The following is a 16,891-nucleotide window of genomic DNA, read 5'->3' as shown; positions in this document are numbered from 1 at the left end:
CGTGCGGCGCAGTTCTGGAGCTTGATCAGCTTAGACAAGGCAGTGCCCCCCCGGTTTGACGCGAATGGCCCAAATACATCGTGCCGCGTGACATAACCGCTGTTAGTAACCCAGGTGGACTACGCGACTGAGCACCCGACCATTCTCGCCCGGAGTACATACCACCCAATGCGGCGCCTTTCCTTGCAGCAACCGTGCTGAAACTTTGCAAAATCCGTGGTATGAGTGTCGCCTTGACTCACAGCCCCGACGCTGGGGAACGGCAAACCCTTACGAGGTAGAAGGCAAGCCGAAACGAAGGAGGAATCGACGGGGAGCAAGCGGGCTTCTTGCTTATCCCTTCTACAAGTCCAGGTGCTTCATGAGATACCTTAACCATAGGGCCAGGAAGTGGTGATAGCGGTTCATCCAGAAATCAGGCGCACTGGGGCGGGCGTGACGATTGCCGTCGACCATGCGCACTTGGAATGTGAGTTTAACCTCGTACTCTTTGGTTCAGGCGTGTACCACTTCGATGATAAGGCTTTTGATATAGGCCCCGGCAGTTTGATCTGGCTCGCACCAGGCAAGCGGCATCGGCTTGAGCGATCCGCCGACCTAGACATGTGGGTAGCTACGATCTCAGATGGCGCACTAGATAACAGCTTTCTCAGCGACGTTCTAAGCCGTCCTCATCGAACTTTGTCAGCTGAGGACGCCGTAGCCCTTGATCGCCTCCTTCGGCATGTCAGTCAGGATGCGGCGGAACCGCGTCTCTATAACGCGGGCATTTATTATGCCTTCCGCACAGCATGGCGCATGACCATGATGGGCGTTGAAGGTCGTTTCAAACGGCCTCATTCGGCCGTTATCAAAATCGTTGAAATACTGTCCGCGGATCCCTCGGTGACTACCTTAGGCGTAGCTGCTGAGCGATGCGGGCTATCTGCGGATTACGTCGGCCACCTTTTACCGCAGCAGCTTGGGGTTAGCTTCAAGGAATTACTAAATCGCACACGGCTAAATAGGTTCTTCTCGATTTACCCGACCTCAAGGAATATACTTACCGCGGCACTTGATGCTGGCTTCGGTAGTTACACGCAATTCTATCGAGTTTTCTGTGATATCGTTGGACAACCGCCGCGAGCTTGGCTGGGAGGCGACTCGCACGTCCCGCCGCTTGATCTTATGCCTTTTTCAACGATTGTGACGCGGAAAACAGATTCAGAAGATGGAGTATACCCTTTTAGCTTTATGGTTTCTCAAGATTTTACGAGCCTTAGACGTTGGTTCGGCTCGACGTTTCCTACCTGCTTAGAGCGGGCTTTGGGTGAGGAATCCGCAGCTCCGCCGATAGCAACTGGTATCTGCAATCTGTCCGACCTCCGTCGCTTTGAGGAGGATCTCGTCGACGAAGTCTCGGCTTCTAATTCCGAGAACGCCCTTATGTTGGCGGATTTTTTTCGCAGGCAAAATGTTCTTGCAACCTATGCGCAATCACACGGCCAGTGGCAACTCGGTACGTCCGACCTTGCGATGATTGTTGGACTGGATTTCGTACTGGGGCTAATGTTGGCGAGATCGAGGCCGCTTCCGTCACGGGAACAGATCCTCCCGATCTGTTATCGCTTCCGAGAGGCCTTCTGCAATTTGAATACCTTCGCGAATGCTACTTCGGACGAGGTTCAGCGTACGTCAATGGCAGCAATTGTTAGCTCAGTTCTGAAACTGCATGCGCTTAGAGCAGCAATGGCCAGGGAGAGTAGGTCAACTTTTGAGCAGATTGCAGCGTGCAGTCGCAGCGTGATGTTAGCGACGGTCGGAATAGACCCTCTTTCGACCGCGATCGAGATATAGGCGGCGTCTTTTTATGCATAGCCTTTGCGCGGAGCCCGCGCCCTTGCAGCACGCCGGAGAGATCCCCTAGCAGGTCGCCCGTGAGCTGCTCGATCGCCTCGGCCAAGCCGATCGGCTCGAGCAGCCGGCGCTCGACGAGCGGCACCTCGGCGTCCTCGCGCGGCGTGATCGGCTCTGCGACAGCGTCCAGCGCCTGGTCGATACGCGTGATCGCCGGCAGGCCAAGCCGACGCGCGACCGACAGCAGATCCGCGATCCAGACGCCGGCAGAAGCGCTCCTCGCCGCCATGCCGGGATGCACGCCGAGCGCTCGTGCGCCGTCGTAGGCTGCGACAGCCTCCTCGCGCCGGCCAACCTCGTGTATAAAGAAGCAGTGGTCTTCGGGCATGAGCTCCTTCGGCAAGGTTCGATACGACAAGAAGGCGGCTGGGCCTCTCCCCTTAACCCGGTAACTTGTCTTATCCGGTAACTGGTAGCGGCGTTGGTTCCCGACAGCCATCCTCGCTACGATGTCAATTCCGGCGGAACGGCAGCGCAACGAGGCGCCAACAAAGCGGAAAGAAGCGCGTTTCAAGGTGACCGGCCTGACCCATAGAATCCGTTTGCCGATCCGCGCTGAGAACCGTTGGCTCTACCCGATCAGGGTATGTCCGGCATCGCGCTTGCCAAGCTACTGCGGAGCCGTTGCCAAGCTGCCTGTCGTGTTGACGAGCGTTTACAGTCACATCCTCCCCGCTGAGGGGAACCATGGGTTCGAGCTCCTCCAAAAGCCTTATACCGCCGACGGCCTCGCGCGTGTGCTGGAGGAGGGATGGCTTCTAAGCATCGTCAGTGCTCGATGAACCCGCCCTCGGGAATGCCGGCTAACTGCCCAGTGAACTGGCTACTGCCATCCGTGCAGCGCTGACGGGCGACAACGCGGCCTCCTCGCAGCACATCGACGCCAGCCTCGAAGCTCGGATCGTTCGTTCCGTGGAAGCTGGTTCTGACGGTGCGTTCGTAGACGACGTAGGTCCATGGGCCGTTGCGGAAGGCAGCCTGCAGTTCCCCTCCGCCTGAGAACCCCTCCTGGGCGTAGCGTCCATGAGGGACCTCCAACTCGACCCGGCCCCGCCGTACGGAGCGATATATCAAGTTCGACCCGATCCTGACGACTGCGGCAGTCCGGTCGCCCATGCGGCACGCAAAGACCGTCCGGTCGGATGGGGAGGCTGCTGCTGCAATCAGGAGCGCAAGTAGTATCGTCACGAGCTACACTCGTCAGGGCCCGAAGGGCGACGCCGCCTGCGACCGTTCATGGTCATTGCGCGACGGTCAACGCGCCTTCCACGCTCACCTGATTTCCGCCGCTCCGCTTTGCGCTTCGAAGCTGCTGCCACGCCGCGTCGAGCAGCGCCTCCACTTCGCGGCCGCGGCTGGCTACGACGCCGGCAGATAGCGAGATCCGGCCAAGCGGCGCGTCGCTCTCGCGTACCTTCAACTCGCGCGCGCCGATCGCCTCGCATGCGGCTGTAACCATCTCTCCTGCGGCGCGCAGATCCATGCCTTCGATGAGAAGTGCGAAGGTGCCACCATCCCACCGGCTGACGAGATGGCTGCGGCCGTAGTCGGCGAGCGCACGTGCTACGACCTTCAGCAGGCGGTCACCAACCCCCGGCGAGTGACCGTCATTGACCTGGCGCAGCCCATCGATGTCCACGAGCGCGACGCATGTCGGGCTTCTGAGATCGCCTGCTAGCCGTTCTTGGAAGGCCGTCCTGTTCGTCAGCCCTGTAAGAGGATCGTGCTTCCCCTCCGCTTGTAGCGCGGTCAGCTCGGCTCGTATCTGCCGCGCGCGGGCCGCAGCTTCAGCGAAACTCGCCTCTGCGCTCTCCGCGCGGCGCAGCATCGTGGCTAGCAGCGGTCCGACGCTAGCGCCGGGCTCGTTAAGCAGCGCTGCCGACGCGGTAACCAGCTCACGGCTGAGATCGGTCGTGACGGCCATCGCATCCCCGACAACGTCGATCACGCGCATGGTGATGTGGTCCAGCTCGGGGGCAAGCTCCGCCCGTACTGCTGGGCGAAGCTCCTGAACCTGCTCCTCGGTGAGCCGGACACCGCCGTCGATCGCGCCGTTCACTCGCTCTCGAAGCTGCTCATTGTCGCCGTTCAGGTACTCGTGGCCGAAGGCATAATGTTCAGGGGTGTGGGCGAGACGATGCCGATCAAGGAAGACGAGAACGTCGGCTCCGCCCTGCGGTCGCTTGCGTCGATCTACCATCATCACCCTCCGTCGTGATGCCCGGTCCCTCCCCTCCCTGTGCGGGTAAGCTAGCGATTACAGATCTATGTTGCGATCCTTCATCGCCCCGCGGCGAGGTCACCGATCGGACCGGTGCCACCGACCATCTCGAAAACGGCCGCGACGTCATGCTCTTCCAGCTTCGAGAGCATGAGCCGGATCGCACTGGTGCTCGCGTCGTCGAGCACGATCGTTGTCTCAGCGCCTGTCATCAGTATGGTCCCCCCGTTTTCTCAGGGAGTACGAATAGCATGAACGTTGGTGAGCTGGCCAAGGGCGTCGCGGCTGCGACCGGCACGAGTGAGGCGGACGCGAAGAAGACGATCACCGCGGTGTTCGACCAGATCGCGGCTGCAGCTTCGAAGGGAGAGGAGGTCTCGATCAATGGCTTCGGCAAGTTCACCGTCAAGGATCGACCTGAGCGTGAAGGCCGCAACCCGGCGACTGGCGAAACCATGACGATCGCGGCGTCCAAGAAGGTCGCCTTCACGGCTGCCAAGGGCCTGAAGGACAAGCTCTGATGCATGCGCGCCGGCGAGGTAGCTCGCCGGCGCTAACAGGAGGCGCGGATGTGTAATCGGTATCGGCTCACGGCCAAGCAGGCCGAGGTGATGGCGACGTTCGGCATCCGCCCGCCCTACGAACCAGACGAGACGTTTCCCGCCGGCGACATCTTCCCCACCGGCAACAAGACGTCCTTCTACGGCGCCGTGATCGTGAAGGACGGCGACGATCGCCGGCTCGAGCGCATGGAGTGGGGCGTACCGACGCAGGTGCCCAGCAAGCGCGATCCATCGGTCAAGCTGACGAAGTACGTGACCAACGTACGCAACCTAAGCTCCAGCTTCTGGCGATCGATGCTGACCACGCCGGCGCGTCGCTGTCTGGTGCCGGTTACGTCATTCTCGGAATATGGGATCGCTCCCGGTGAGGATGGCAAAAAGCCGCTGCACTGGTTCGACGTACCGAGCCGTCCGATCTTCGCATTCGCGGGCATTTGGCGGCCGACCGAGCGCGGCAACGCCTACGGCTTCCTCACTACGGAGCCAAACGCGGTCGTGGCGCCGATACATCCGAAGGCCATGCCGGTGATCCTAGATGATGACGATTATGATCACTGGCTGACCGCGCCTTGGGAGAAGATCAGCGGGCTCGTTGCCCCCTATCCTTCTCAGTTGATGACGGTCTCGCGTGATGAGCGTCACGAGGTTGGCTGACGTGGTTACGGTCGCTCGTCGGCTCCACCACTAATTGGAAGCCCTGAGACGCGAGCGCGCAGGAACATATCATGACCCGCGAGGATTGAGCTTAGGTTCACAAGGAGGTCAGCTTGGCTCGCTCCTACCGATCTATCGCGCCCCGCCCCGCTTCAGTGCAATCACCAAAGCCCCAGAGCTTGGTTCCCCTGACCGCACTCGGCGCTGGATTAGTCAATATAGTTGGCGGAGGAGTGGCGCTAAAAGCTTGGATCTTCAACGCCGGGCAAACCTACTACGAAGCGCTGTTCCGAGGCTTTTGGTTGGCACCCGGCGCTCTGCAACTGCCTGAAGCAACGATCACGGCAGCTGGGTACCAGGTTCTGAGAGACTCAACCGAGCTTGGTTTCCTTGGACTTATAGTTGGGCTACCCGCCGCGCTGTTGGTGTCACTCCTTATCTACATGCTAGTCTCTTTGGCAGGCTATTGGGTAAGACGACTTACGTCATTCAGGGGGTTGTCACCCTCCGCCAAAGCTAAATGGGGACGAGGCTACCTACTTTTTGTTGGCACTCTCACAGTCATCTACCTATGCCTTCTCTTATACGTTGGCCTGTATCAATTCCCGCGTGCTGCTCAGCTAGCTGGCGAACAGCGCCATAGCTGGTTCAAGCAGCAGATGCATTCTAAGTGCGCCGACTGTCCCGAGTGGGGAGAAAAAAAGGTCAGAGGCATCGCGATCGCATCAGACGGCAAGCAGACCCTTATAGCCACGCTGACCGGAGTGAAGTCACTTAACCAAGAGGGCCTTGATCAAACGTGGCAGGCCAAAGGCATAACCAGGGATAAGAAGACGCTACCTTCGCAGAGAGAAAGGTGACGATCACTCGTTTGCGAACAGCTGCCACCGTGAAAGGCCCAGCCCCTTCATCGCTGCGGGTACGATTGCTAGAAGAAGACGTTCCTCGCGACCCTTGTCCTCCTCAATCATCTCTTCGTATGAGACCGGATAGCTCTGCTCACGGCTTCGATCTGTCTCTGCGACGTAGGACGAAAGCAATTTCGCGACCTCAAGAGGCAAGGCTAGTTCGCCAAGGTCGGCATAGCGTCTCAACAAGCGAGAAGCGTCCGCGCCGCGATCTGAAGCCCGTTTTCGCCAATCCTCATCATACCTGGATTTTAGGAATGTCTCACGCCAGTGTATCTCCGACAGGCGCTGCATATCGTGGATCGCCTCTATGACCGCTGCGCAGCCGTCGAAGCGTCTTTGCCACCAACGCTCCCTGTAAAATCGCTTTAAGGATAGCCACATAGTCGCGAGGCTTGCGGACACGCCGCTGAGGACGGCAACTATTAGCGATTGATACCAAGTCATCGATCCTGATCCTAACTCGCGAGAAGCCGATCGCCGCTCTCCTGGTCAAAGCCGTAGACGTTGGCACGAAAAATCGTGAGCTTGCGGGCAAGATGGGCGGGACGAACACGTCTGGCGAGTAGCGCGAGGACGATGTACCGATCAACGCGTCCATTCCCGCCGGTGCGTCATCAATGGGTGCCTGCCTCAGGTTGGTGCGCTGAGCAGCGCCTTGTGACGACGATGCTGACCTCGTGCCTCTTGCGCCCATGGACCCGCTGCGACAGCGGCGAGCACGGACCGTCGGCAACCGGCCGCTCACGCCCAATCCCGGTTACCAAACCCATGATTGCCTCGCCGAACTGCGGTTGTCCGTTCACCCGCCTGAAAGCAGTTCCACGAAGCTAGTGACCTTGCAGTCTGCACCCTTTATCGGCTGAAGCATGATCGTTCGAGAATATGCTTCATGCGATGAGTGCGGAACCGTCCACGTACTGCGCATCGGGATGGGTGGTGAGCCGATCCAGGCGCACCACTTCGAGTGCCGGAATTGCCGGCAGGAAATGGGGATCACGCTCGAAGACAACGTTGGCATGACGTTTGGTCCGAATGCCACTAGGGCCACGCATGATGATAGTGGGCCCGTCGTCAACCTTCACCCGAGCTTCGTATTCACAAGGGAGGACATCGGACGCGCCGACGCCTTTCCCAGCCTCGATTTTGGTAGCAAGCTCGTGGGCGCCATGCTCGAGGCACGCACGCGGTTTGGGTTACCAGGGGAGCTTTCACCTGTTCCTGAATTGCCGGCGCGCGCTCGTGTGACCGAGGAATGGCCGCCGTTGCGTGCGGCTTGGTCGCTTTCCCGCAACGGCAAGGCCGATCTGGCGCAAAGGCGGATTGACTCCTTCGTCAGCACCGCCGGCTATGAGGACACACCGAGGTCGATCCAGGACTGGCTTTTCCAGTTTATCGGCGACCTGACGCGTCCTTATTTCGATCGGCTCTGGGAAGGACTACTTGAGCAGCTCAGCGTGGCGGTCCAGAAGGCCGACTTCGGGCGCTTTGTCGCGTTTTATGATACCGAACTCAGCGCGGCGCATAGCCGCCGCTACTTCGAGATGTGCAAGGCCTATCTCGGGGCTTTTTCCGAATTTTCACAGGTACATCAGCTCGTCGCCTCCGACATCCCCGTCGACAACGGCCACGTCGCCGCGTCGTCGAACTTCGACCTGACTCGAATGTTTTACGGCAATGCTTATGAGGCGTTTGGCGACAATGTGGAGATTCTGACCGCGATTAACAACCTGATCGAGGACCGCCCGTTCGACCAACTGGCATCGATTACAATCGAGAAGTACCGTGCGACCGACAAAGCCGGCCGCACGCGCGCCTTCGGCGACAATCCGGCGCTTTCGGCGGTCGCAGCCGAGTTCGACAATCAGTTGCGCAATGCGTCGCATCACGGTGGCATGACATTCAATCGGGCATCGGGCCTGATTGAGTATCGTGCCGGCAAAGGTGGGCAGGGCGACGCCGAGAACATAAGCTACGCGGCCTATCTGGCGCGCAGCTCCCGGCTGTTCATCCAGCTGATGCTGCTCTTTAGGCTAGAGTTACTGATCGCGGACAAGTTTGGCGCACGCCTGCCAATCTGAACTGGCGTCAGAAGGCGAACGGCGGTCGCCGGTTACCAGGATGCCATTTTGAACAGCCGGCCGCTTTCGCCCTCGTCATGGAGCAGCAGCACAATCTCCTCCTTCTCGAAGAAGGGCTGGTCGGCCGGGCGCTTTGGCAAATCTGAATCGATCAGCGAAGCGATCGATTGGATCCCCATACCAGTGTAGCGCCGCAGCACCGAGATCAACAGCTCCTTCTTCCGGTCGTCGAGCGATTCCAGCACGCCGTCATGATAGGCGAAGCGTGGGAAGGCTTCGCCGCCGTGCGCTCGGATTAGCGCGAGATCGAACGCGACGCACAGCAGCTTTCGGTAGCTGTGGCCGCGATCGGCGCTAGTGGCGTTTCCAGCCTCGTCGAGTAGTTCGGCCTTGAACTCGAGATGACCCAGCCGGTTGACCGAGACGTTAAGCAGGGCCTTGCTGTCGATGACCTCCTCGACAATCTCGTTGAAGTAGAGACGGATCGCCGAGAACAGGCTGTCAGGACTCGCGCTCTTTGTCTCAACATCGGCCTCGATCGCGCTCTGCAGGTGGATCTTTTCCTCCTGCAGCGAGCGAATATCGGTGCGCAGCTGCTGCAGGCGGTGGACGAAATCGCGCTGACGCTGGAGCGACTGGATGTCCGCGCGCAAGGTAACCAGTTCACTGGTGAAGCGGCGGTATTTAGCGAAGGTGTCCGTCTCACTCAGGAAGGCCAGCATCTCGGCTCGGCGTTTGCCCGCCGTGTTGAGTTCGGCGTTTACCACCTTCAGCTCGGCGTCGATCTCGGCGCGCTCCTCGACCAAATAGCCTTGGCGCTCCTCGGTGATCGCCTTGTTGAAATCGATCAGCTGCTGAAAGTCGCGCTTGATCTGCCCGCCAAAGAGCACGCCTGCCTCCTCAAACAGCTCGGCAGCTTCGTCGGGGTTAAAAAGAATTTGGTCGTCCTGCAGCGAAGCCACAATCTTCTTACGGTTGGCCAACAGAGAATAGCGACGCGCGTTCAGCACGGCGATCCGCTCGTCCACCTTGTCGACGAGCGTCTTGGTTTCCGACTTGTCTTCGCTACGGAAATCGAAGCCATCAAGCAGCGCCTGCTTCTTCTCAACCTCTTTCATTTTCAGAAGAAGGATGCCATCGATCTTGCCAGCATCTTCAATATCACCGCCACCAAGCTCCTGCCGGATGGTGACGGACTTCGCTTCCAGGTCCGTGAGTTCTGACTCCTTGGCGTAGTGTTTGCTGATCAGCGCCGCATCGAACCCGAGGATGTGAGCCAGGAACGGCTTCCAGTCGGCATGCGAGTTCGCGAAACGTCGCAGTTGGAAGACGTCCCCGAAATCCTCCTGTGAGCGGAGGAAATAGCCGAGGCCTTTGCGGTAGCGCCATGGCTTGAGCGCCCGCCAGTCCAGATAGCTGTCGAGGAGCTCCCTTGCCCGCTCGAATGGCACATTGACATGGTCCCACTCGCGCTCGGCAAGGTCGGAGAAATCCTGGTGGCGAGCGGTGTGCTTCTTGAAGGCGATGCGGCTTTGGTCGGCGACACCGCGACGCACGGTCACGTAGGTGCCGTCGAGCAGTTCGATCTCGAGGAAGAACACGAAATCCGCGAACCGGTCCTCATGCCGGTACAGGAAGAATTTCGGGTCCCTTCCAGCAAGGAAGCCGAAATCGAGCAGGCGACCGAGCGTCGTCTTGCCCAGGTTGTGCGTATCGCGGTCTTGGTTCTCCGGCAGGCGGATCTCAGCGAGCACCACGTTGAGCTCGGGCGTAAACTCGACCGCGGCAAAGCGATCCGGTTGATCGGTGTAGAGTCTAGACGGCTTCATTCAGGCCAACATATTCAAACGAGTCTGTTTTCGGATGATAGACGACCAGCCCGAGCAGAAAAAGGAAGTTGAGCGAGGGCAGGAACAGCACGTCGCCCCCCGAGACGGCCTTGCGCGCATAGGCGAACAGCGAGCTGTAGTCCGCCAGCCGCTTGTCCTTCAGCCGCTTGAGCAAAAGCATCGCGACGTTGACGACCGTCCGATCGGGATGAGCATGTTTGCTAGGCCTCAACATTGTCTGCCCCTAGCCCAATGTCGCAATTCCAGTACATGTAAAAGACGACCGCGCGTGTCAGCCGCTTGTGCTGGCGGAGCACCGGGTCGCGGTCGAACAGCAGATCAACGAGATAGTTCATCACCGCGTCAAAGTTTTGGTGGTCTTTCCGCTTGGCGATAATCTTGAGCTCGAATTCCTCCACTGCCGTCTCGTACCGCTTGAGGATGTGCATGTTTTCCGGCGCGGCAAGGAAGGCGCGGATCTGGGCGGTGTCTTTCAGATACAGCCGGCGCTGCAGCTTCGCATATTCCGGTGTCATCTGGTTGAGAACGTTCTTTACCTCATAAGGCGTTCGCGCTTCGGGCGGCGCGTCAACCGCTTCGGTGACGAGCACGCTATGGGCTGCGAACGCCTCGACGACCTCGGCCAGCTCGTCGGGTGAGACTATGAGCGGAGAGTCAACTGGATCGAGCTTGGCGAGCTTGGCAACCTCCGGGTATTGCTTCAGCCAGGATTCGAGCTGCTCGATGCCGCAGAGATAGATTGAGCCCTCGGGCAAGCCGGTAGCCTTCGCGAGGTAGGCGGTGATCGTTTGCTCGGCATTACCGGCGAGCCGCCGGTTCGAGAACAGCATGTAGTGGTCGATCTGCTTGGCATCACGCAGCTTCTTGACGCGCAGCACCTCCTCGCCGATCACCGTCTTCTCGGATTTTAAGCTATGAAAATCGGTTTCTGAGAAGCTCTTATTGTAGCCGTTGGTATGCTTTGCTTGGACGATGACCGTGCCTGTCCAGGGAGCCGCGGTGCTCGGCATAAGCTGCGCAGTGCCGACGAACTTCGCGTCACGGCCGCCGTCCGGACCCTTCGCAAAGCCCTTGACGCCGGCGCCGAGCAGGTAGCGACATAAGAAGACGATCAACGCCTCGAATTGATCGTCGCCCAGGTCCTCATAACGGTACATCATACGGACGCGTACAGCCGGGGCGGCTTCTCAAGCTCGCCCGCCTTACAAAATTGATGGCCCGCGCAATCCATAGATCGCCCTTCTATCTGAACCTCACGCTGCGCCAAGCATGGAAATCAGGCGATTGTAGCGCCGCTCGGCCCACACCGGCCCCGCTAGGCGGGTGGAGCAGGCTAAACGCGGCGTGAGGCACGGACACGGCCGCTTCGCGGTGAGCGAGGGGGACTGCGCTGATCTGGCTAAGTTGGTCCCGCTTGTGACCTTGCGCTGATTAGCCGGACGGTCATGATTGGACGGCGGCCACGTGCCAGCCGCGCGTCGATGCGGCGAGCCGCTCTTCACCAGCAACCAGCAATCAGGCGTCTTGCTCAATCACGTGAACGAGTCAGCGTTTTGCAGCGTCGCTATTCGAAAGCGGCCGTTCCGGTTTCCTGCCACAGTTCGGTGGTCGGCAGCGCCTCACCAAGCGCGCGGGGCTCCCCCGACCCTCTTAGCTGCGGCCGCTTCCACGTCGTTCAGATCGGCCTGCGTCAGTACGCCAGCGGCGAGAACCTTTCGCATAAGCTCGTCCAGAAGGGCGGCCAAAAAGTGAACCTCCGCTCTCTCTGACTCGGTGTCTTCACCTTCTGAGTTCACGTGCATGCCACAACACCTCCCGCGATAAACTCGCCGGAATGATGATCGCCGCCTGGGACGGACGAAGCAACAGGGATGCTGGAGTCTGCGTAGGCGGCCTACGCTATGACGCGCCATATGTGACGACAGTCTATTGGGTAGAGGAAGGCGTGCTCAGGACGGATCGGCAGCCGTCCCCTCCCCTGCACTGGCCGCCGGCGCCTCGCCTGCGCTCGATCGCTGCGGCGGTTGGCCTGGCATGAAGCGGTAAACGGTGCCGCGGGATATCCCGAGCTGACGCGCGATGTGCGACGGTCGAACGCCCTCAGCAGCCAGCCTGCGCACGGCCTCCGGGTCGATGCGCGACTTGCCTCCCTTGTAGGCGCCTCTCGCCTTCGCTGCCTGTATGCCCTCCGCCTGGCGCTCCTTGCGCAAGTTCGTCTCAAACTCGGCGAAGACCCCGAGCATGTCGAGGAAGGCCTTCCCAGCTGCCGTCCCGGTGTCGATCGGCTGCTCGGTGGCCTTAAGCGACACTCCCCTGCCTTTTAGCTCGTGGACGATGTCCTGCAGGTCCTTCATCGACCGCGCGAGCCGATCGATGCGCGTCACCAACAGTGTGTCGCCCTCGCGCAGGAAGTCGAGCAGGATCTGGAGCTCGGTGCGCGAGCCGCGGTCAGCCCCGGACTTCTTCTCCGACCGGATCGTTTGGCAGCCCGCAGCGCGAAGCGCCGCCTCCTGGATGCCGAGGTCCTGGTCGATTGTTGATACCCGCGCATAGCCGAAGAGCGTCATGCTGACCCTTTCTGTTCGATCAGCCTCTAGACCCTCACAGCCGAGTGTTCAATATCTCTGCGACTGACCCTGATTGAACGGGAAAGCTGTTCCACGTTCCATGTGTCGTCAGGGTATTCTCCACTTAGTCATCGTCGCTCTGAGCTACGGGTCAGCTAAGGTGTCAGCCCGGACCGAGAGCCTCAATTATTCGACAGTCGGCCACCGTATTGCGGCTACAGGAGTCGATCAGCGCATCTAGCTCGCTCGCGAGTGCCGTCAGGTCAGCGATCTTTCGCGTGATGGCATCTCGATGTTGGTTGGCAATCACGTCCACGGCCATGCAGGATTGTTCGCGACGATCGGCGAGCGCCATCAACTCCCGGACCTGGTCGATCGAGAAGCCGAGATCGCGCGCCCGACGGATGAAGGACAGGCGCCGCAGATGCTCGCCCTCGTAGGTCCGGTAATTTCCGGCCGACCGCGCTGGTGCCGGCAGCAAGCCGATCTGCTCGTAATAGCGGATCGTCTCGACCTTTGTGCCCGTCGCCGAGGCCAGCTTCCCGATCGTCAGTTTCTCAGACACAGTGCTTGACCCTCTAGCGACTAGAGGGTGCATATAGGCTGCCAGATCGATTCTATCGAGGTGGCGAAATGGCCTGCACGAGCTGCGCGTCTGATAAGGCGGGCACCCTCAACGACCCGAAGTGGCGGCGCGCGCTGTGGATCGCGCTCGCGATCAATGGCGGTATGTTCGCAATCGAGATCGTCGCAGGGATCACGGGCGGGTCGAAAGCGCTCCAGGCCGACGCGCTCGACTTCTTCGGTGACGCCGCCAATTACGCCATCAGCCTTGGTGTCGCCGGAATGGCGATAGCCTGGCGCGCGCGCGCAGCGATGCTGAAGGGAGCGACGCTTGCCCTGCTCGGGCTCTATGTTCTGCTCGCGGCGGGGTGGGGTGCGCTCCACGGCGCTGTGCCCCATGCCGAGGTCATGGGCGTCGTGGGGATTGCGGCGCTGATCGCGAATGCCGTGGTCGCGGTGATGCTGTATCGCTTCCGCAGCGGGGACGCGAACATGCGTTCGGTGTGGATCTGCTCGCGCAACGATGCGATCGGCAATGTCGCCGTGGTGCTGGCCGCAGGCGGCGTCTTCGGGCTGAACAGCGCGTGGCCCGATCTAGTGGTGGCCGCGTTGATGGCCGTGCTCGGTCTGTCGGGCGGATTCCAGATCATGCGACAGGCGCGGGCCGAACTGCGATACGCTTCCACGCCTGCCCCTTCCACTTACAGGCAGCCGTTACATGGCGTTCGCTAAGCTGCTAAGGCGAAGGCCGATGCATCGGCTTTCCGCCTTGTTCCTCTGTCTCATGCTCGTGCTGTCGCTTGGGCTGGGATCGGTCGCGCATGCGACCGAAGGCGTGAGATGCGTCGATACGGCCGCTGCCAGCTCGCTTGAACATAGCGATGGCGACGGGGACCAGGTGCCGGCCGATGCCGACAAGTCCTACCCGCACCATCATGGCAGCTGCCACGGCCATCATATCGGTGTTCCGTTCGAGGCTGGTCGTGTCGCCTCCGTGAGCGGGCTGCCCATGGCGCCTGCCGCGTGGAGCGACGACCCGATGGCACGGATGTCATCGGACCCAGCTCTGCGACCTCCCCAAGCCTGACAAGCGCCTAATCCGCCGGGAGCTTCCCGCGCGGCAATCCAGGTTCGTCAGGAGTTCGTCACCATGTCCCGTTTCATTGCGGCCTTATTGGCCGTGGCGTCGTGCGCGTCGATCGCGCACGCGCAATCATCTGAGCCGGCATCGACCAGTCCCCCGCTCACGCTGGAGCGGGCGCTGGCGCTCGCCGGCGCAACCGCGCCCAGTCTCGAAGCCGCCACAGCAGGGGTCAGGGCGGCCGAGGCGGGCCGGACCGTCGCCGGCTATCGCCCCAACCCGTCGATCGTTGCCGAAACCGAGAACATCGCCGGCAGCGGCCAATATCGTGGCCTCCGCAGTGCGGAGACGACTGCAGGCTTGGCGCTCCCGATCGAGTTGGGCGGCAAGAGGTCGGCCCGGATCGCGGTCGCAGAGGCGATCGGCAATCGGGCGCGGATCGGAACGGCGCTGGCCGAGGCCGACCTCCGGCTCGCCGTCACCCAGCTCTACATTCAGGCAGCATCGGCCGAACGCCGCCTCGTCACAGCTCGCGAACAGGCCGGTATCGCCCGGGAGGCGCTCCGCGCAGCCGGTGTCCGCGTGCAGGCGGGGCGTGCGTCACCGCTCGAACAGCAGCGTGCCGATGTGCTGCGTATCAACGCAGAGACGGCGGTGGAACGTGCCCAGCGGCTTGCCGAGGTGGCGCGGGACAATCTCGCGCGTCGGATCGGCCAGCCCGTGACCGGGCCGCTCGACCTCGCATGGTATGATCGTGTTGAGGGCTTTGGACCGGCACGGCCGATTGAACCCGGTGGTACGCTGGCACTGGCGGCCGCCCGTGCCGACGCGACGACGGCCGAGGCACAGGTCCGGCTCGCCCGATCGCAGCGCATTCCCGATGTGACGTTGAGCGCCAGCGCACGACGGCTCGAGGCTACCAACGACGTCGCCGCGGTGTTCGGGGTCTCCATCCCATTTCCCGTCTTCAACAACGGCAAAGCCGCCATCGCCCAGGCGCGCGCCCAGAGCGACCAGGCGCAGGCCCTGCGGCGTGCCGCCGAGCTGGACGCGGCGCAGGACATCGCGAACGCCCAGGCGGAGGTGGCGAACGCCGCCACGTCCGCACGCAATGCGAGCGGTCCGGTGCTGGCGTCGGCTGCCGAGGCTGCGCGCATCGCCCGGATCGGCTACCGCGAGGGCAAGTTCGGCCAGCTCGACTTGCTCGATGCCGAGCGGACCCTGTCCGAGACGCGCACCGCCGCGATCGACGCGCTCGCCACCTATCATGACGCAAAGGCACGCCTGGAACGGCTCGTTGCCGCCGCGCCCTCTCCTGAGGAAAACAATCAATGACGAAGAACATCATGCGGGCGCTGGCGCCCGTGACGCTGGCCCTCATCCTTGCGGGATGCGGCGGGACCGGCAGCGGCGGTGAAGCCGGCGAGAAGGCCGGAGCCGAGAAGGCCGAAGGTGCCGAGGCCAGCGAGGCCAAAGAAGGTCCAAAGGATGCCGTCATCCTCTCCGCGCAGCAGATCGCGGACGCCGGGATCGAGGTCACGCGGCCAACGGTCGGCGGGGAGGCTGGTGCGATCGAGCTTTCGGCAACGATCGAAGGCGATCCGCAAGGCGTGCAGGTGGTGTCGGCGTCGGTCGGCGGGCGGCTCGTCTCGCTGACCCGCAATCTCGGCCAGCCCGTCGATCGCGGCGATCCTCTCGCCATCATCGAGAGCCGCGAAGCAGCCTCGCTCAAGGCGGAGGTGGAGGCCGCTCGCGCGCGTGCCGCCCTCGCGCAAACGAACCTTCGTCGTGAGCAGCGCCTGTTCGCCGAGCGCGTCTCGCCGGAACAGGATCTTGTCGCGGCGCGGACCGCCGCGACCGAAGCCAGCATCGCGCTTCGCCTGGCGCAGCAGCAATTGTCCGCGACCGGCAGCGGGGGCGGTGCGCTCAACCGCATCGCAGTGCGCTCACCAATCGCCGGTCAGGTCATCGCGCGCTCGGCTACGCTCGGGCAGACCGTTGCAGCCGACGCCGAGCTTTTCCGGGTCGCCAACCTTTCCAAGGTCACGGTTGCGACCTCGCTGGTGCCCAGCGATGCGGGCCGGGTGAAGCCCGGTGCCCGCGTCGAGGTAACAGCGGCGGGGCGCCGTCAGGAAGGGCGCGTCACGTTCGTCTCGCCCATTCTGGACGAGACGACGCGCTTGGTGCCGGTGATCGTCACCCTCGACAATGGCGGCAGCACCTGGCGCGTTGGCGAGACGGTCAATGTTTCCATCCTGGTTCCGGCAACCGGCGACCGTACCGTCGCCGTGCCGTCGGCTGCGGTCCAGATGATCGAGGACAAGTCGTTCGTCTTCGTGCGGACCCCGACCGGCTTTCGGGCAACGCCGGTGACATTGGGGCGCACCAACGGCGGCCAGGTCGTCGTGACGTCCGGGCTGACCGGTTCGGAGCGGATCGCCTCCACCAACAGCTTCACGCTCAAAGCCGAACTCGGCAAGGGCGAAGGCGGGGACGAGGACTGAAC

At 61.7% G+C, this 16,891-nt stretch carries 18 protein-coding genes; 8 read left to right on the top strand and 10 right to left on the bottom strand.

Annotated elements, in window-relative coordinates:
- Positions 1–390: 390 nt before the first annotated feature.
- The gene (locus FHY05_RS22900; protein ID WP_183945708.1) at positions 391–1,836 is read left to right on the top strand and encodes an AraC family transcriptional regulator; all 1,446 of its coding nucleotides are present in this window, start codon (positions 391–393) and stop codon (positions 1,834–1,836) included.
- Here FHY05_RS22900 and FHY05_RS17435 read toward each other — a convergent pair.
- The 4 genes from FHY05_RS17435 to FHY05_RS22640 form a co-directional block, all read right to left on the bottom strand.
- On the bottom strand, positions 1,718–2,224 hold the full coding sequence (locus tag FHY05_RS17435) for a hypothetical protein (protein ID WP_183945707.1): 507 nt from the start codon (positions 2,222–2,224) through the stop codon (positions 1,718–1,720). The two genes, FHY05_RS22900 and FHY05_RS17435, sit on opposite strands and share 119 nt — an antisense overlap.
- A gap of 440 nt (positions 2,225–2,664) precedes the next feature.
- On the bottom strand, positions 2,665–3,084 hold the full coding sequence (locus FHY05_RS17430) for a hypothetical protein (protein WP_183945706.1): 420 nt from the start codon (positions 3,082–3,084) through the stop codon (positions 2,665–2,667).
- A gap of 52 nt (positions 3,085–3,136) precedes the next feature.
- Entirely contained in the window at positions 3,137–4,099 is a 963-nt protein-coding gene (locus tag FHY05_RS17425) for a GGDEF domain-containing protein (protein WP_221191286.1), read from the bottom strand.
- A gap of 77 nt (positions 4,100–4,176) precedes the next feature.
- A complete protein-coding gene (locus tag FHY05_RS22640; RefSeq protein ID WP_260181672.1) occupies positions 4,177–4,305 on the bottom strand; it encodes a hypothetical protein in 129 nt (42 codons plus the stop codon).
- A 63-nt stretch (positions 4,306–4,368) separates the two neighbouring features.
- Between FHY05_RS22640 and FHY05_RS17420 the strand changes: the two genes are divergently transcribed.
- Positions 4,369–4,638, top strand: coding sequence for an HU family DNA-binding protein (locus tag FHY05_RS17420; protein WP_183945704.1), 270 nt, complete (start codon positions 4,369–4,371; stop codon positions 4,636–4,638).
- Between the two features lie 48 nt (positions 4,639–4,686).
- A complete protein-coding gene (locus FHY05_RS17415; protein ID WP_183945703.1) occupies positions 4,687–5,334 on the top strand; it encodes an SOS response-associated peptidase in 648 nt (215 codons plus the stop codon).
- Positions 5,335–6,197: 863 nt separating this feature from the next.
- Here FHY05_RS17415 and FHY05_RS17410 read toward each other — a convergent pair.
- Positions 6,198–6,689, bottom strand: coding sequence for a hypothetical protein (locus tag FHY05_RS17410; RefSeq protein ID WP_183945702.1), 492 nt, complete (start codon positions 6,687–6,689; stop codon positions 6,198–6,200).
- Between the two features lie 422 nt (positions 6,690–7,111).
- On the opposite strand from FHY05_RS17410, the gene FHY05_RS17405 reads away from it, so the two are divergent.
- Positions 7,112–8,323 carry a hypothetical protein gene (locus FHY05_RS17405; protein WP_183945701.1) on the top strand — a complete coding sequence of 404 codons (1,212 nt, stop codon included), beginning with the start codon at positions 7,112–7,114 and terminating at the stop codon, positions 8,321–8,323.
- Between the two features lie 32 nt (positions 8,324–8,355).
- Here FHY05_RS17405 and FHY05_RS17400 read toward each other — a convergent pair whose 3' ends face one another.
- The 5 genes from FHY05_RS17400 to FHY05_RS17380 all read right to left on the bottom strand — a co-directional run bounded on the left by FHY05_RS17400 (position 8,356) and on the right by FHY05_RS17380 (position 13,305).
- Positions 8,356–10,152: a DUF2326 domain-containing protein gene (locus FHY05_RS17400; protein WP_183945700.1), complete on the bottom strand. Its 1,797-nt coding sequence runs from the start codon at positions 10,150–10,152 to the stop codon at positions 8,356–8,358.
- Positions 10,139–10,333 (bottom strand): ABC-three component system middle component 8, encoded by a 195-nt coding sequence (locus tag FHY05_RS17395; RefSeq protein WP_260181671.1) that lies wholly within the window; start codon positions 10,331–10,333, stop codon positions 10,139–10,141. The genes FHY05_RS17400 and FHY05_RS17395 overlap by 14 nt, the downstream gene beginning before the upstream one ends.
- 40 nt (positions 10,334–10,373) lie before the next feature.
- A complete protein-coding gene (locus FHY05_RS17390) occupies positions 10,374–11,330 on the bottom strand; it encodes an ABC-three component system protein (RefSeq protein WP_260181670.1) in 957 nt (318 codons plus the stop codon).
- A 792-nt stretch (positions 11,331–12,122) separates the two neighbouring features.
- Positions 12,123–12,740 carry a recombinase family protein gene (locus FHY05_RS17385; RefSeq protein WP_260181669.1) on the bottom strand — a complete coding sequence of 206 codons (618 nt, stop codon included), beginning with the start codon at positions 12,738–12,740 and terminating at the stop codon, positions 12,123–12,125.
- A gap of 163 nt (positions 12,741–12,903) precedes the next feature.
- Positions 12,904–13,305: a helix-turn-helix domain-containing protein gene (locus FHY05_RS17380; protein ID WP_311732512.1), complete on the bottom strand. Its 402-nt coding sequence runs from the start codon at positions 13,303–13,305 to the stop codon at positions 12,904–12,906.
- 68 nt (positions 13,306–13,373) lie between these two features.
- Between FHY05_RS17380 and FHY05_RS17375 the strand changes: the two genes are divergently transcribed.
- From FHY05_RS17375 to FHY05_RS17360, 4 genes are all read left to right on the top strand, one after another.
- Positions 13,374–14,036, top strand: a complete 663-nt coding sequence (locus FHY05_RS17375; RefSeq protein WP_066779390.1) for a cation transporter — start codon at positions 13,374–13,376, stop codon at positions 14,034–14,036.
- Positions 14,037–14,055: 19 nt separating this feature from the next.
- Positions 14,056–14,391, top strand: a complete 336-nt coding sequence (locus FHY05_RS17370; RefSeq protein ID WP_066779386.1) for a hypothetical protein — start codon at positions 14,056–14,058, stop codon at positions 14,389–14,391.
- A 63-nt stretch (positions 14,392–14,454) separates the two neighbouring features.
- Positions 14,455–15,720, top strand: a complete 1,266-nt coding sequence (locus tag FHY05_RS17365) for a TolC family protein (protein WP_085809868.1) — start codon at positions 14,455–14,457, stop codon at positions 15,718–15,720.
- Entirely contained in the window at positions 15,717–16,889 is a 1,173-nt protein-coding gene (locus FHY05_RS17360; protein ID WP_066779381.1) for an efflux RND transporter periplasmic adaptor subunit, read from the top strand. Before FHY05_RS17365 ends, FHY05_RS17360 begins: the two co-directional genes overlap by 4 nt.
- Positions 16,890–16,891 lie beyond the last annotated feature (2 nt).

It is taken from the genome of Sphingomonas sp. BK580, from assembly GCF_014194975.1.
Classification (GTDB): Bacteria; Pseudomonadota; Alphaproteobacteria; order Sphingomonadales; family Sphingomonadaceae; genus Sphingomonas.
The sequence above is the reverse complement of the archived record's forward strand: the minus strand, read 5'-3'. Positions and strand labels throughout refer to the sequence as shown.